This window comes from Pseudomonas sp. P7758 (genome assembly GCF_013386485.1).
In the GTDB taxonomy this organism is placed as follows: Bacteria; Pseudomonadota; Gammaproteobacteria; order Pseudomonadales; family Pseudomonadaceae; genus Aquipseudomonas.
Map to the genome: position 1 here is coordinate 38,742 of NZ_JACARS010000075.1, position 14,029 is coordinate 52,770.

Consider the following 14,029-nt stretch of genomic DNA (forward strand, 5'->3'; position numbering starts at 1 on the left):
ACTCAATCACCGCCTATCAGCCACCCAGTTCACAGACAACGACGCCCTACCCCGCACTCAATCCCCACAACACGTCCAACACATGTTGCGTAGGCCGCTCAACCTCCCCGGCGCGATGGGCGATCCCCAGTTGCCGCCACAGCAACGGTTGCAACGGCCGCATCGCAATCCGGGTGTCGTGCAAGGGCGTGGACGCTTCATGGGGCAACAACGTGGCCCCGTAACCGGCGGCCACCAGGCTTTTGATTGCGTCGTTGTAATTCAGCTGAATACGCGCCGTCGGCTGGTAGCCGTCATTGGCAAACCACTCCGAGGTCAGGCGCGAAAGCCGGGTGGTGTTGTCATTCAGGATTAACGGCTGGGCAGCCAGCCAGGCGGGTGTTACCACCTCGGGGCATTCCCGGCGCGCCGGCAAAAACGCCATGACCGGGTCGCGCCGCCAGGGCTCGATCCGCAAGCCCTTCACCGGTGCCTGGGGCAGCGCCACCAGGCCGATCTCCAGGGCGCCCTCGGCCAGCTTCTTCAATGTGTCCTGCGACGTGAGCACCGCCACCTGCACATCAATGGCGGGATGATGTTGGCTCAAGGTTTCCAGGGCTTGCGGCAGCAACTGTGCGATGGCTCCGGTTGAGGCTCCCAGACGCACCCGCCCCGCCAGCCCCTGCACCTGTCGCTCCACGTCTTCAAGCGCCTGCTCGGCATCCGCCAACAAGCGGCGCGCGCGCTCCACCAGGGTTTCGCCAATCGCTGAAGGCTGCACCCGCCCACGGGTACGCGATAGCAGCTTGCCGCCCACTCGCGCCTCGAGGTCGGCGATATGCAGGCTGACGGTGGGTGGCGCCAGGTTGAGCATGCGGGCTGCCTCGGCGAACGAACCGAGGTCGGCAATTGCCACCAACGTACGCAGGCGGTCCAGGCTGATTTCGCGCATGGGTCAATCCTCGTTCATAAAAACTGAACTTCATCGTTTGGAAATTCAACTTTTCCTATCCTAGCGGCTGGCCGAAGATTGGAACACCTGATTTCCTATCCGAGTGCATCCCATGGCAAATCCTCTTGTATTCATCGACGGCGACCAAGGCACCACCGGGCTACAGATCCATCAACGCCTGCGCGACCGCACCGATCTGCAACTGATCACCCTCAGCCCTGAACACCGCAGGGACCCGCAGCAGCGCGCCGAGATGATCAACGCCTGCGATATCGCGATTCTCTGCCTGCCCGACGCCGCCGCACGGGACGCCGTCGCCAGCATCCACAATCCGGCCGTGCGGGTGATCGACGCGAGTTCGGCACACCGCACTCATCCCGACTGGACCTACGGTTTCGCCGAGATGAACCCGCAACAGGCGCAACGCATTGCCACGGCGCAGCGGGTGAGCAATCCCGGTTGCTATCCCACCGGTGCGATTGGTTTGTTGCGCCCGTTGCTTGAGGCCGGGCTGCTGCCCGGGGACTACCCGACGACCATTCATGCCGTCTCGGGCTATTCCGGCAAGGGCCGCGCCGGGGTGCAGGAGCATGAGGGCGCCGACGCCTCACAGACGCCCGCGTTCCTGGTGTATGGGCTGGGACTGGCACACAAGCATGTGCCGGAGATTCAGCAGCAAAGCGGGCTGACGGAAAGGCCGACCTTTGTGCCGGCCTACGGGACTTTTCGCCAGGGGATCGTATTGACCATCCCCCTGCAACTTCGGTTATTGGCGCCGGGTGTGAATGGCTCGCGGTTGCATGACTGTTTGACTCAGCACTACCGCGATACGAATCACGTCCAGGTGCTGTCGATGCAGGCCGCCAAGGAGCTGACCTACCTTGACCCTCAAGCGCTGAACGGCACGGACGATGTGCGCCTGATCGTGTGTGAAAACCACGAGACGGGCCAGGTCCTGCTGGCGGCGATATTCGACAACCTCGGCAAGGGCGCCGCAGGTGCCGCCGTGCAGAACCTGGATTTGATGATCAAGCCGAGACCGTAGCGATAAAGGCGCGCAGGTCCGCCAGCATCAACGCCGGCTGCTCCCAGGCCGCGAAGTGACCGCCGGCGGGCATCTCGCTCCAGTGCACGATGTTGAAGGTCTTTTCGGCAAATGAGCGCGGCGGCGGCACGAACACCGGATCACGAAAGGCGGCAAATCCGGTCGGCACCTGGATGCGGGTGCCGACCGGGAATTTTGACGATCCCTCAAGGCGCTTGCCGTGATACATCCACGTCGCGGTGACCATGGAAGATGGCGCGAGATACAACATGATGTTGGTCAGCAGTTGCTCCTCGGTAAAGGTGCCCCAGAGATCCGGGCTGCCATCGGCGGTAGTGGGCAGATCGGCCCATGTGCCGATTTTTTCGAGGATCCATCCCGCGGCCCCCACCGGGCTGTCGGCCAGCGCGACACCCAGGGTCTGCGGGCGGGTTTCCTGCTGGTGGTTGTAGCCGGTTTCCCAGTCGATCAGCACGTCACGCCGGGCGACGAAAGCCTCCTCCTCCGGCGTGGTCGCAACGGTGCCCTGGGCCAGCAGGTCGGCCATGTTCAGGTGAATCCCCAGTAACGCCTCGGGCCGATCGTGGGCCATCCAACCGGCGATGCCCGAACCCCAGTCACCGCCCTGAACGATGAAGCGGGTTGGCCCGAACAGCCGGGCCATCAGCCCATGCATGAGTTCGCCCGCCCGACGTGGGCCAATCACTCCGGTGATCGGCCTGGAGAATGCAAACCCCGGAAGCGACGGCACGATCACATCGTGTCCGTCAGCCGCCAGCGGTTCCAGCAGCGCCTCGAATTCCAGGTACGAACCTGGCCAGCCATGGAGCAGCAGGATCGGCGGCCTGGAACCGTCGCCCCGCACATGGACGAAGTGCAGGTGCTCGCCCTCAATCTCGGTGATGAAGTTGGGCAGTTGGTTGAGGTGTTTTTCGACCCGGCGCCAATCATAGGATTCCAGCCAGTAAGCGACCAGGCGCTGAAGGTCGCGCACGCCAACGCCCGACTTCCACCCTCCCAAATCGGGAAGCCGGGTCCAATCGTAGGCGGCGACTTTGTCGCGGATGGCCACAAGACGTTCGTCGGGGACATTGATGGTGTAGGGCAAGATCATGGGATTCTCCTGGTGAGTTTCCGTATTACATTGCTTTACGCAATACTGACCCCGACAAAAACCGATGTGAACCCCATTACGCCGCTCAAGGCCTTTGCGAAAAACGCACAAGTGAGTTTCCCGTGGACATAACGGACGAACTGGAAATCTTTACCCTCGTGGCCGAGACCGCGAGTTTCTCGGCGGCCGCGCGTCGCTTGAACCTTGCGCCCTCCTCCATCGCGCGGGTGCTGGACCGCATGGAGGCCCGGCTGGGCGTACGCCTGTTGCTGCGAACCACGCGCTCACTGACCGTGACCCCGGAGGGTGCCGCCTACCTGTCGTGCGCCCGGCGGATCCTCACGGACCTGCGGGAAACCGAACAGCAGATTACCGACCAGAGTTCACCCCGCGGGCGCCTGCGGGTCAGCAGTTCGCTGCTGTATGGCAGGACCTTCGTGATCCCGTTGTTGGGCGAGTTCATTCAGCGTTACCCGGACATCCTGGTGGACATCAACCTGACCGACACCGTGGTCGACATCGCCGCCGGGCAAGCCGACGTCGCAGTGCGATTGGGCCCGCTGCCCGACAGCAGCCTGACGTCCCGCCGGCTGGGCGCCACCCACAAGGTCATCATTGCTGCGCCGAGCTATCTGGCACGACGCGGCACGCCGCAGGTGCCGGAAGACCTGCTGGATCACGACTGCATCGGTTTCAACTTCAAGCGTGCGGCGCCCACCTGGCCGTTTCGCAAGGATGGCCACGACTATTCACTGACGATCAAGGGCCATGTCGAAACCAATAACGGTGACACCCAGGGCCAATTGGCGGCCGAGGGCATCGGCATCGCGCGGGTCTGCGCCGAGACCGTGGCGGACGCCATTCAGGCGGGTCGGCTGGTGCCGCTGCTGGAGGCATTCAATCCAGGCGATGGCGAAGAGATCCATGCCGTGTTCCTCGGCGGTACCCACACGCCGGCGCGGGTCCGGTGTTTTGTCGACTACCTGGTTGAGCGGTTCCAGTAGGCGCGAAATTGCATGATTACTCGGCAACGAGTTCGACGTAGCTCGACTCCCCGCCTCCCGTCGCGCCCGACAACCAGCCCCAGACGAAGGCCAGGGTGGTACGCCCGGCGTCATCCACGCCTAGCGTGCCCCGGGACCAGCCGGCAAGAATCTCGCCCTCGGTGGTCAGGCACTGGTACAGCAACTCGATGGTATCGGGGCCTGTGGCGCGCCCGACTTGATTGCCCATGCGAATCCGGCCGCCCTGGTAGGTGCCCCATATGGCGTTTTCATCGACGTGGTAATGAAACACGGTGCCTGTACCGGACACACCATGGGTGTTGCCCGCGACGATAAACCGGCGGTTGTCCAGGCGTTCGCTGATTTGGCAAAAGGCATTTGGCATTGACAGGCGCTTCCTTGGTCGAGAGGGTCCATTCCGGGGCGCCCAACCTACCTCATATGGCTTTTGTCGGTCATGTAAAACCTGCACAATTGTGGGCTTCCCCGCGACAGGACGTCCCTTCATGCAACGCATCGTGATTCTCGGTAATGCGGGCAGCGGAAAATCCACCCTCGCCCGCGCCCTCGGACAACGCCTGGGCCTGCCCGTGGTGCACCTGGACACCCTGTTCTGGTCGCCCGGCTGGGTCGAGCCCGACGCCGAGCAGTTCCGTACCCGCGTGCGCGACGCCGTTGCCGCCGATGGCTGGGTGTGTGAAGGCAACTATGCGCGGCGCACGTTCGACCTGCGCCTGCCCCGTGCCGATTTGATCATCTGGCTCGACACGCCACGGCTCACCTGCTTTACCCGGGTGATCCTGCGCAGTGCGCTGAACCGCCCGCGCCCGGATATTCCCGCCGGCTGTACCGAGAAACTCGACCGGGAGTTCCTGACATTCCTGAAGTACGTGTGGACGTTTGATCGCGGCCACCGCCCAGGTATCGAGGCGGTGCGGTTGGCGGCAGGCCCGTCGGTGCCCGTGGTGCACTTGCGCGGTGGCCAGCAGATCGCCGAGTTTCTCGAGCGCTTGCCCGCAGCATCTGAAGGCTGCCTTGAATAAATGGAGCAGGAGCGTTGGCCGCGATAGTGGGTCGTCTTGCCAGTGAAGAAATCAATGATGGCAAGACTTCCACCGCTTTCGCGCCATGCCGTCCTACAGGTTTTTTCAACTGTAGGATCTTGTTGGTAGCCGCTCCCTCGTGCGACCTGTAGAAGCCCCTATCTGGATCTCAAGTACCGATAGAGCGTCTGCCGACTGATTTCAAAATCACGCGCCAATTTGGATCTACTTTCTCCTGCAGTGGCCCGGTCAATTAAGTTTACAACCTGATTGTCAGACAGTTTTTTCTTGCGACCTCTATAAGTCCCACGATTCTTTGCACTGGCAATTCCCGCCGCCTGTCTTTCCCTCATCGCAGCGCGCTCGAACTCTGCAATCAGCTCCATTACCGCAATGATCGACTCCACGACTTCAAGACAGTCATGCCGAAAAACCAGGTTTTCGTTCAAACACTCCAACGTGACCTGCTTTTCAATCAACCGGCGAATGATGGCGCACAGCTGCTCCGTGCTTGAAGTCAGCGCTGCCATGCTGTCCACCACCACGGTATCCCCGCACTGCAGGTAGCGGAGTAGCCTTTCCAGGCCTGCAGGATTCGCGGCATTTTCTGCCGGCTCATCGCAAAACACGGCATCAAATACATCGTCGCTTGTTATTTTCTCTGCGCCACCCTCGGGCTCTTTTAGAGCGCGCCGGACATATTTGATGCGATGCAATCTCATGGTGCCTCCTTGGCAATACTTGTACAGCGTCATTTTATACTTGTACAAACTGTAACTAAATCATCAATTCCTTACACCGCACTTGTAACACTGAACCCACCCAAAATACACAGTTGCAAAGAGTTGAACTTCCCTTATCATTTTGAAGCATGGAATTCTAACAAGCTTTTCGCAAAAAAGTCGATTTCGTATTCCTTGAATGCCCCGTGCAATTCAAGCAACCCATATGAGTATCTACTGTTTTACAGCTCAAATAATTGACATGACCGGCTTGACGCGGCTGTTAATTTCTCGATGCAATCAGAGGATGAATGGATGAAAGTCTTGGAAGGCGCCATCGAAATTGATCGCCCAACTACCGACCAGGAAAAGATTGATAAGGTAACCCGGAGTATTACCGATCATGGGAACTACCTGCGAAAGCGTTATCCGATCCTGCAGCACCAGGATGCTCTGGGCGCGAGTGTCATGGCGTTTTCCCTGATAGGGATGGTCATTACGGGAGGGCTCTATCTAAAGGGTTTTATCCCCGCATGGATGTGTATTCTGGTCAATGCGCTGCTGACTTCGTTCATTCATGAAATCGAACATGACCTGATTCATCGCCTTTATTTTAGAAAACAGCCGCTGGCCCATAATGCCATGATGCTCTTCTGCTGGCTGGCACGCCCGGGTATGCCCAGCCCGTGGCTAAGACGCAGTCTGCACTTTCATCACCATAAGGAGTCCGGAACTGATTCTGATGTTGAAGCCTGGATCACCACGAGCGGCAGTCCTTGGGGAATACTGCGATTACTGAAACTGGTGGACGGCTTTGTATTTGGTTTTCTAAATGCGGTGTTTGCCCCGGGATGGCGGCAAAAGGTAAAATTGTTAGGCAAGATCATTCGGCTCAATACACCATTCGGGCTTCTGTATTGGGGGTGCTGGTATGTGTTCCTCGGCTACCACCTGTATGTCTGGCTTGGGTCAATTACCGGGATGGAGGTTCACAGCTCTGCTACGACGCTGGAACTAATGGATATCGTCAATAGCGCAGTGATTATTCTTATAGCGCCCAATATGATACGGCAGTTCTGCCTGTTCTTTATAAGTTCAAATATGCACTATTACGGCGATGTTGCCCCGCGTAACGCATTACAACAAACCCAGGTGATGAACCCTTGGTGGCTGTGGCCGTTCCAGTTGTTCTGTTTTAACTTTGGCAGCACTCACAGCATCCATCACTTCGTGGTGAGAGACCCGTTTTATCTGCGTCAGATGACGGCACCTCATGCTCATAAAGTCATGGCCCAGGCCGGTGTCAGGTTCAATGACTTCGGCACCTACAAACGAGCCAATCGCTTTTCCATGGAGCACTCCCAAACTCGGTCTCGTGGGTGAATTCCTCCACAACCATTATCCGTGTTCGGCAAGTATCAAGGGCCGTACTTCAAATACGAGGACGTTGAGGTATGAAAGCGCAAGGGATATGTGCGAAGCAGTTTGAAGCGGTCAAGCAGGCTTTCGAGGACATGTTCGATGATCCGCAGGAACGTGGGGCCGGCCTGTGCGTGCAGGTAGGCGCAGAGATCGTTGTCGACCTGTGGGCCGGCATGGCAGACCAGGCGGGCACGAAACCCTGGACCCGCGATACGCTGGCCAATACCTTCTGCGTAATAAAACCCTATGTCGCGGTGGCCGTCCTGATGTTGGTTGAGGCGGGCAAGCTGGAGCTGGATGCACCCGTGGCCCGTTACTGGCCCGAGTTCGCCCGGAGCGGGAAAGCAAAGGTCACCCTGCGCCAGGTGATGAACCATACCGCAGGCCTGCCGGCGCTGCGGGGGCCCGACCACAACCCAATGATGTATGACTGGGAGCATATGCTGCGACTGCTGGAGGCCGAGCCGCTGTGGTGGGAACCGGGAACAGACCTGGGCTACGGCACCACCACGTTTGGCTGGATCCTCGGCGAGTTGATTCGCCGGGTAGACGGACGAGATCCCTGCGTGTTTATCCACGAAGAGATTCTCGATCCCCATGAGTTGGACGTGCACCTTGGCGTGAACGAAGAACACTTTCATCGTATCGCGCGTTTCGACAGTGCCACGGGACGAGTCGGTGACCCTTACTCGCAGGCGTTGCGAACCGTGGTGAAAAACGAGCCGTCGCATATCGCGACGCTCGCCTTCACCAACCCCGGAATGGTGCCCAGACGAACCAGTGACCCTCGCTGGTGGGCCTACCGGCAACCCGCCGTGTGTGGACACGGTTCGGCTCACGGCCTGGCCGGTTTCTACAGTGCATTGATGGCAGGAAACTTTATCGGTCCCGAGCTGCTTACTGAATTCAGCCGTGAGCACAGTCATGGCATGGATCGAGTATGGATGCGCCCCATGCGTTATGGATTGGGTTGCATGCTGGAGCAGCAACGCGACCCGACGGCTTCCCATGCAATGGGCCCGAACACCTTTGGCCATATCGGGCTTGGTGGCCCGATCAGTTTCGCTGATCCCGAAAAACAAGTGAGCTTCGGTTTTGTCACCACGACTTCGGGCAGCCATTCGATGATTGATCCACGCCCCCGCCGACTTTCATCCCTTGTCTATGCGTCGCTTTGAAGGCAAGGGGCGGATCTGTTCATCTGAGGCTTTCAAGGGGGCGCAATACTGCCGAATGCAACGCAGCAAGTTTTTGGCAAGACACAAGTTGCTGATGGCAAACCGAAACCTTCCCCTCCTGGCCAACAATGAGTCATTGGCTTATGAACGAAGGCTGGTACAACGACGACATGATTTATTTATAAATAAATTCATACGCCTCGATATAAGAACCTATCTCGTTTGAATGAGCAGTCACCCACACTGCATTCATGCCTGTCTTTCTTTGATCGTTGAATTCCGACTGAGTGGTACAAAGCGCAACCCAGCGCTCAGTCTTTAAATCCTTAATCCGCAGACCCGCCTCACAACGACTGAACTTTCCAACGTAGGGCCCCGGAGTCACCAGCTCGTAAGGTGACGCATACTGAACAATGTCGCCGGGCAACAGGTACGTAACGACGTCATAACTGTGCAAGGACAAAATCAGACCCAGGCAAAAACCACCAAAAAAAGATTCTCCAACACGGTTCGGGTTTCTTACAGCCGGACGATAGTAGGTGGCCCTTGCAGCAAAAAAGAGTCCAACCAGACAACCAATGACTATATAGGTCGTCCACTCGGGAATCGATGGCATTAAAACCGTTCGCATTACAATGCGACCGGCCCAGAGCGTATAAGCAATCCATGCTCCCAATAACAGACACACCACCAACAACAAGGTTCTTTTCTTTGATTTGTTTTCAAATGAAGGATATTCCATTCCCTGCCTACTCTATTTTTAATTCCCGGGAAAAGCGCTTCGTGCTTCACGCCAACTTCCTTTACCCGATTGGCATGCCGGGCATATTAACGAATGAGCGTCATGGTGACCGATCTATTTACCCACGACTCACAGACATGGCCAGAGCGCCATCGGTTCTACCCATTAGCGCAAATTGTTCAACCGCCTCACATCCCTTATCCTCGTGGCCTTACCTGCCAGCGCCCGCCGGAGCCCCCCATGGACCTCGCCACCCTCACCCTCTTCCTCCCGGCCTGCTTCGCCCTGAACATGGCGCCAGGCCCGAACAACCTGCTGTCCGTGAGCAACTCCACCCGCTACGGCTACCGCACTTCGTGCCTGGCAGGCGTCGGGCGACTGCTGGCCTTTGCCGGGATGATCGCACTCGCGTCCGCCGGGCTGGCGGTGGTGCTGCAAACCTCGGAGTTGTTGTTCTACGGGATCAAGATCCTGGGGGCGGCGTATCTATTTTATCTGGCGTATCAACTGTGGCGGTCCAATCCGCACGCGGAGGCTGAGTCGACGGCGCCCAAGGCGGGCTTGTGGGCCTTGGCGCGACAGGAGTTCCTGGTGGCCGCCGGCAATCCCAAGGCAATCCTGATTTTTACCGCCTTCCTGCCGCAATTCGTCGACCCGGCACGTCCGATCACGCCGCAATTCGCCCTGCTGGGAGCGATGTTTCTGGCGCTGGAATGGTTCGCCATCAGCGCCTACGCCTATATGGGTTTGCATATGCGCCGCTGGTTCGCGCAGCCTCGGGGCAAGCGGATTTTCAACCGCTGCTGTGCGGGGTTGTTGTCGGCTGCCGCGACGGTATTGCTGATGGCGCGCAGGGCCTGAGCACTGCGAAAAACCGGCGAAAACGCTTACAATCGCCGTCTCACCGCAACTCAGGCAGGCCAGTTCGCCCATGGCGCTCGACCCCATCACCATACTGGTCCTCACCATCGCCCTGGCAGGCGCCGCCGCGCTGTACCTGGCGGTCGAGTGGCGCAACGTTCGCGAACCGTCGCTGCTGTACTGGACCGCCGGTTTCGCCATCATCAGCGTGGGCAGCACCCTGGCGCTGTTGCGGGCCAGCGGCCTGCTGTTGATCGGCATCTGGTTCGCCAACGGGTTGCTGATCACCGCCCACTGGCTGTTCCTGCTGGGCGTTGCGCGTTTCACCCAGGTGCGCCTGTCTCGCGCCTGGTACCTGATGTTCGTGGCCTGGTTTGCCATGCTGCTGTTGCCGGAAGGACAGTCGTGGTCCAGGGCCATGCTGCTGGCCAACTCGCTGCTGGTTGCCCTGCCGACCCTGCGGGCCAGTTTCCTGTTACGCCCCCATGGCCGATCACTCAGCGTGGGCGCGGTGCAACTGCGCTATGTGCTGCTGGCCCACGGGCTGTTCTATCTGGCCAAGTCGCTGGTGGCGATCGTGCCGGGGACACTGATCGACCTGACGGCGTTTCGTGGCGAGATCATTCAGGTGTCGCTGGTGGAAGGCGCCATGGCGATCATGCTGATTGCATTGTCGATGACCGGCACCGAGCGCTACCGCCGTGAGGAACAGATTGCACGGTTGGCCGCCCGCGACCCGTTGACCGCGCTGTATAACCGCCGCGCCCTTGAAATGCGCGCGCCGAACCTGCTGAGCGAGGTCTCGCAGGCCCGGCCGGGTGCCCTGCTGTTGATCGACATCGACAATTTCAAGCTGATCAACGACCTGTACGGCCATACCGCGGGCGACCGGCTGCTGGTGGCCCTGAGCGAGATGATTCGCGCGCAGTTGCCCGATGATTCGCTGGCGGCGCGGTTGGGTGGCGACGAGTTCGTGATCCTGCTTAACGACACCTCGAACGCGCGCATTGTCGCGCTGGGCAGCGCCCTGCGCGAACAGTTTCATCAGGCTGCCTCGCAGGCGTTCGCCACGCCCGAAGCGGTGACATTGAGCATCGGCGCCAGCCTGTTCGACACGCCGCCCGCCAGCCTCGCGGCCTTGATCGAGCAAGGCGACGCGGCGCTGTATGAATCCAAGCGTGGCGGACGCAACCGTATTCGTCTGGTGGACCGGACTGCGGTGGGCGCCGATTGACTCAATCGGTGCATCAACCTTTGAGCGCCGCCTCAATCCCCGCTATATCAATCCTGGTCATCCCCATCATCGCATCAAACGCCCGCTTGGCCGCTGCCGGGTCGGGATGGGTGATCGCCGCGCTCAGTACACGCGGGGTAATCTGCCATCTCACCCCCCATTTATCCTGGCACCAGCCGCAGACGTTTTCCTGGCCGCCATGGCTGACAATCGCGTGCCACAAGCGGTCGGTTTCCGCCTGGTCGTCGGTGGCTACCTGGAACGAAAACGCCTCGTTGTGCTGCACGCCGGAGCCGCCGTTCAGCCCCAGGCAAGGAATACCCATGACGGTGAATTCCACCGTCAACACATCGCCCTGTTTGCCCGCCGGATAATCCCCGGGGGCGTGATGGACCGCAGTCACTGCGCTGTCCGGGAAGGTCCTGGCGTAGAAGTTGGCAGCGTCCAGTGCACTGCCGTCGTACCAAAGGCACACCGTGTTTTTGTTGAGCATGAGTGTTCTCCAGCGTGGAGGTTCGGACTTGCAGTGTAGTACCGCTACCGACAAGAATGCGTTCGCGTCCTGACATGAACCCAAACGGTGCAGAGAATGAGTAATGGTGTAAGGATCGACCCGCGAATCATCCCGGTTCCGCGGTCCATCAGCCCCGAGGCCCAGGCGATGCTGCAACGCATGGTGAACGCCGATGGCGTGCCGCTGAACAGCCTGTACACCCTGCCCGCACCCGATGACCACGCTGGCTGGCGCCGTATGCAGGCCGCAGTTGCCCAACAGTACGCGGCGTCCCAGGCGGGACAGACGGCAGACCACGTTGAGACATTCACCGTGGAAGACGCCACGGTGTACCGGGCGACGCCGGCATACGGGGCCGAGTTCGCCTATATCGACCTGCACGGCGGCGCCCTGGTGTTCGGCGGCGGCGAAAACGCCCGCCTCGCCGCCGGCAAGCACGCCGACCTGCACAACCTGACCTGCTACGGCGTGGACTACCGCATGCCGCCTGACCATCCGTACCCGGCGGCACTCGATGACTGTCTGGCCACCTACCGGCATGTGCTGAAGCACCACACCCCGGACAAGATCGTGATCGGCGGACGCTCGGCCGGAGGCAACCTCGCCGCTGCCATGGTGCTGCGCGCCCGCGACGAAGGCTTGCCGCTGCCGGCCGCGCTGGTATTGCTGTCACCTGAAGTGGACCTGACCGAATCGGGCGACAGCTTCCAGGTCAACCGCACCGTCGACGTGGTGTTGCCCAACCCGCTGATGAGCACCAACCTGCTGTACGCCGCTGGCGCGGATTTGTCTCACCCGTACCTGTCGCCGCTGTTCGGGGATTTCGCACCAGGCTTCCCGCCGACGTTCGTGCAAAGCGGCACCCGCGACCTGTTCCTGTCCAACGCCGTACGCCTGCACCGGGCGCTGCGCCGGGCCGAGGTACCGGTGGAACTGCACATCTTTGAAGCAATGCCCCACGGCGGTTTCATGGGCGCGCCGGAAGACGCAGAACTGTCGGCAGAGCAGGTGCGTTTCGTGCGCCACTGGTTGAACCGCGACTGATCGCCGTGAGTTGACACACCCTGTAATAATCCATAAAGATAAGCGACTTCTTCAGGGTGTGTCCTCAATGTCTGCAACGACCTTCAACTTTTCCGTCATTGGCTTGATTGCCAAGGCGCAAGGTTGCGTTGCGCACGCCCTCAAATCGAAGAAACAGTCGCTCATGTGACCGGGGCGCGCTGTCCCGTCAGATGAGCTGACAGGACATTGAGCGCGAAGGCCCCCTCCTCTTGCTTACTTCCCTCTGCCCTTCTGACGGTGACGAAATCGGTCAACCATCAGGAGAAAGCGCATGTCATCGTTTCAAGGTATCTGGGTTCCCGTCGTTACACCGTTTCATAACGGCGCCATCGACTTCATCGGCTTGCGCCGCCTGGTCTGCCATCTGCTGGAACAAGGCGTGGCCGGGATCATGGTCTGTACCACCACCGGCGAAGCCGCAGCACTGAGCCGCCGTGAGCAATTGGCGATGCTGGATGCCGTACTGGAACTGGTACCGCCGCAGCAGGTGGTGATGGGCCTGGCGGGGTATAACCAGATTGAGCTGCTGCAGTTCCAGAGTGAAATCCAGCAACGCGCGGTGGCCGGTTTGCTGGTACCGCCGCCGAGCTACATCCGCCCGTCCCAGGCGGGCCTTGAAGCGTTCTTCCGCACCGTGGCCGATGCGTCCAGTGTGCCGATCATTCTGTATGACATTCCCTACCGCACCGGTATCGCCTTCGAACAGGCGACGTTGCTGAACATCGTCGCCCATGAACGGATCGTCGCGATCAAGGATTGTGGCGGCAACCTGGCCAATACCCTGGCGCTGCTGGCCAGCGGGAATGTGGATGTGTTGTGTGGCGAGGATGTGCAGATATTCAACGCGCTGTGCCTGGGAGCGACCGGCGCGATTGCCGCGTCGGCGCATGTGCGTACCGCAGATTTTGTGGCGCTGCATCGACAGGTTCGCGACAACCGGTTGCTGGCGGCTCGCGAGACGTTTTTCGGGCTGCTGCCGTTGATTCACACACTGTTCGTGGAGCCCAATCCGGCACCGGTGAAGGCCGCGCTGGCGATGGAGGGTTTGATCGGCAGTGAGTTGCGGGCGCCGATGTTGGGGGCGAGTGAGACGGTGACAAATCGGTTGCAGCAAGTATTAGGCGTGCGGCAATGACCCGTGGCGAGGGAGCTTG

The 14,029-nt window shown here is 59.9% G+C and carries 15 protein-coding genes; 9 read left to right on the forward strand and 6 right to left on the reverse strand.

The features are described 5' to 3' along the window. Positions 1-46 precede the first annotated feature (46 nt). Positions 47-931 carry a LysR family transcriptional regulator gene (locus tag HX873_RS17080; protein ID WP_087695047.1) on the reverse strand — a complete coding sequence of 295 codons (885 nt, stop codon included), beginning with the start codon at positions 929-931 and terminating at the stop codon, positions 47-49. 112 nt (positions 932-1,043) lie between these two features. Between HX873_RS17080 and argC the strand changes: the two genes are divergently transcribed. Beyond that, a complete protein-coding gene (gene argC / locus HX873_RS17085) occupies positions 1,044-1,976 on the forward strand; it encodes an N-acetyl-gamma-glutamyl-phosphate reductase (RefSeq protein WP_177122947.1) in 933 nt (310 codons plus the stop codon). Here argC and HX873_RS17090 read toward each other — a convergent pair. After that, positions 1,960-3,090 (reverse strand): epoxide hydrolase family protein, encoded by a 1,131-nt coding sequence (locus HX873_RS17090; RefSeq protein WP_003215148.1) that lies wholly within the window; start codon positions 3,088-3,090, stop codon positions 1,960-1,962. The genes argC and HX873_RS17090 overlap by 17 nt on opposite strands. A 122-nt stretch (positions 3,091-3,212) precedes the next feature. Here HX873_RS17090 and HX873_RS17095 point away from each other — a divergent pair, with 122 nt between their 5' ends. Then, positions 3,213-4,094 (forward strand): LysR family transcriptional regulator, encoded by an 882-nt coding sequence (locus HX873_RS17095; RefSeq protein WP_003215146.1) that lies wholly within the window; start codon positions 3,213-3,215, stop codon positions 4,092-4,094. A 16-nt stretch (positions 4,095-4,110) separates the two neighbouring features. Here HX873_RS17095 and HX873_RS17100 read toward each other — a convergent pair whose 3' ends face one another. Continuing rightward, positions 4,111-4,479: a hypothetical protein gene (locus HX873_RS17100; RefSeq protein ID WP_008436319.1), complete on the reverse strand. Its 369-nt coding sequence runs from the start codon at positions 4,477-4,479 to the stop codon at positions 4,111-4,113. A gap of 121 nt (positions 4,480-4,600) precedes the next feature. On the opposite strand from HX873_RS17100, the gene HX873_RS17105 reads away from it, so the two are divergent. Beyond that, positions 4,601-5,137: an ATPase AAA gene (locus HX873_RS17105; RefSeq protein WP_008436317.1), complete on the forward strand. Its 537-nt coding sequence runs from the start codon at positions 4,601-4,603 to the stop codon at positions 5,135-5,137. A gap of 158 nt (positions 5,138-5,295) precedes the next feature. Here the strand turns inward: HX873_RS17105 and HX873_RS17110 are convergent, their stop codons facing one another. Further along, positions 5,296-5,859 (reverse strand): recombinase family protein, encoded by a 564-nt coding sequence (locus HX873_RS17110; protein WP_102369205.1) that lies wholly within the window; start codon positions 5,857-5,859, stop codon positions 5,296-5,298. A gap of 315 nt (positions 5,860-6,174) precedes the next feature. On the opposite strand from HX873_RS17110, the gene HX873_RS17115 reads away from it, so the two are divergent. Next, complete coding sequence (locus HX873_RS17115; RefSeq protein ID WP_177122948.1) at positions 6,175-7,242, forward strand: fatty acid desaturase; 1,068 nt, start codon at positions 6,175-6,177, stop codon at positions 7,240-7,242. 71 nt (positions 7,243-7,313) lie between these two features. Continuing rightward, the gene (locus tag HX873_RS17120; protein WP_134326743.1) at positions 7,314-8,459 is read left to right on the forward strand and encodes a serine hydrolase domain-containing protein; all 1,146 of its coding nucleotides are present in this window, start codon (positions 7,314-7,316) and stop codon (positions 8,457-8,459) included. 175 nt (positions 8,460-8,634) lie between these two features. Here HX873_RS17120 and HX873_RS17125 read toward each other — a convergent pair whose 3' ends face one another. Continuing rightward, positions 8,635-9,201, reverse strand: a complete 567-nt coding sequence (locus HX873_RS17125; RefSeq protein ID WP_177122949.1) for a hypothetical protein — start codon at positions 9,199-9,201, stop codon at positions 8,635-8,637. A 240-nt stretch (positions 9,202-9,441) separates the two neighbouring features. On the opposite strand from HX873_RS17125, the gene HX873_RS17130 reads away from it, so the two are divergent. Then, complete coding sequence (locus tag HX873_RS17130; protein ID WP_177009454.1) at positions 9,442-10,062, forward strand: LysE family translocator; 621 nt, start codon at positions 9,442-9,444, stop codon at positions 10,060-10,062. Positions 10,063-10,132: 70 nt separating this feature from the next. Continuing rightward, positions 10,133-11,296, forward strand: a complete 1,164-nt coding sequence (locus HX873_RS17135) for a GGDEF domain-containing protein (protein ID WP_003215131.1) — start codon at positions 10,133-10,135, stop codon at positions 11,294-11,296. 13 nt (positions 11,297-11,309) lie between these two features. Here HX873_RS17135 and HX873_RS17140 read toward each other — a convergent pair whose 3' ends face one another. Then, positions 11,310-11,789 carry a VOC family protein gene (locus HX873_RS17140; RefSeq protein ID WP_003215129.1) on the reverse strand — a complete coding sequence of 160 codons (480 nt, stop codon included), beginning with the start codon at positions 11,787-11,789 and terminating at the stop codon, positions 11,310-11,312. Between the two features lie 96 nt (positions 11,790-11,885). Between HX873_RS17140 and HX873_RS17145 the strand changes: the two genes are divergently transcribed. Both HX873_RS17145 and dapA read left to right on the forward strand, forming a co-directional pair. Then, positions 11,886-12,854, forward strand: coding sequence for an alpha/beta hydrolase (locus HX873_RS17145; protein WP_177122950.1), 969 nt, complete (start codon positions 11,886-11,888; stop codon positions 12,852-12,854). A gap of 292 nt (positions 12,855-13,146) precedes the next feature. Further along, entirely contained in the window at positions 13,147-14,010 is an 864-nt protein-coding gene (dapA, locus tag HX873_RS17150; RefSeq protein ID WP_177122951.1) for a 4-hydroxy-tetrahydrodipicolinate synthase, read from the forward strand. The last annotated feature ends 19 nt before the right edge of the window (positions 14,011-14,029 follow it).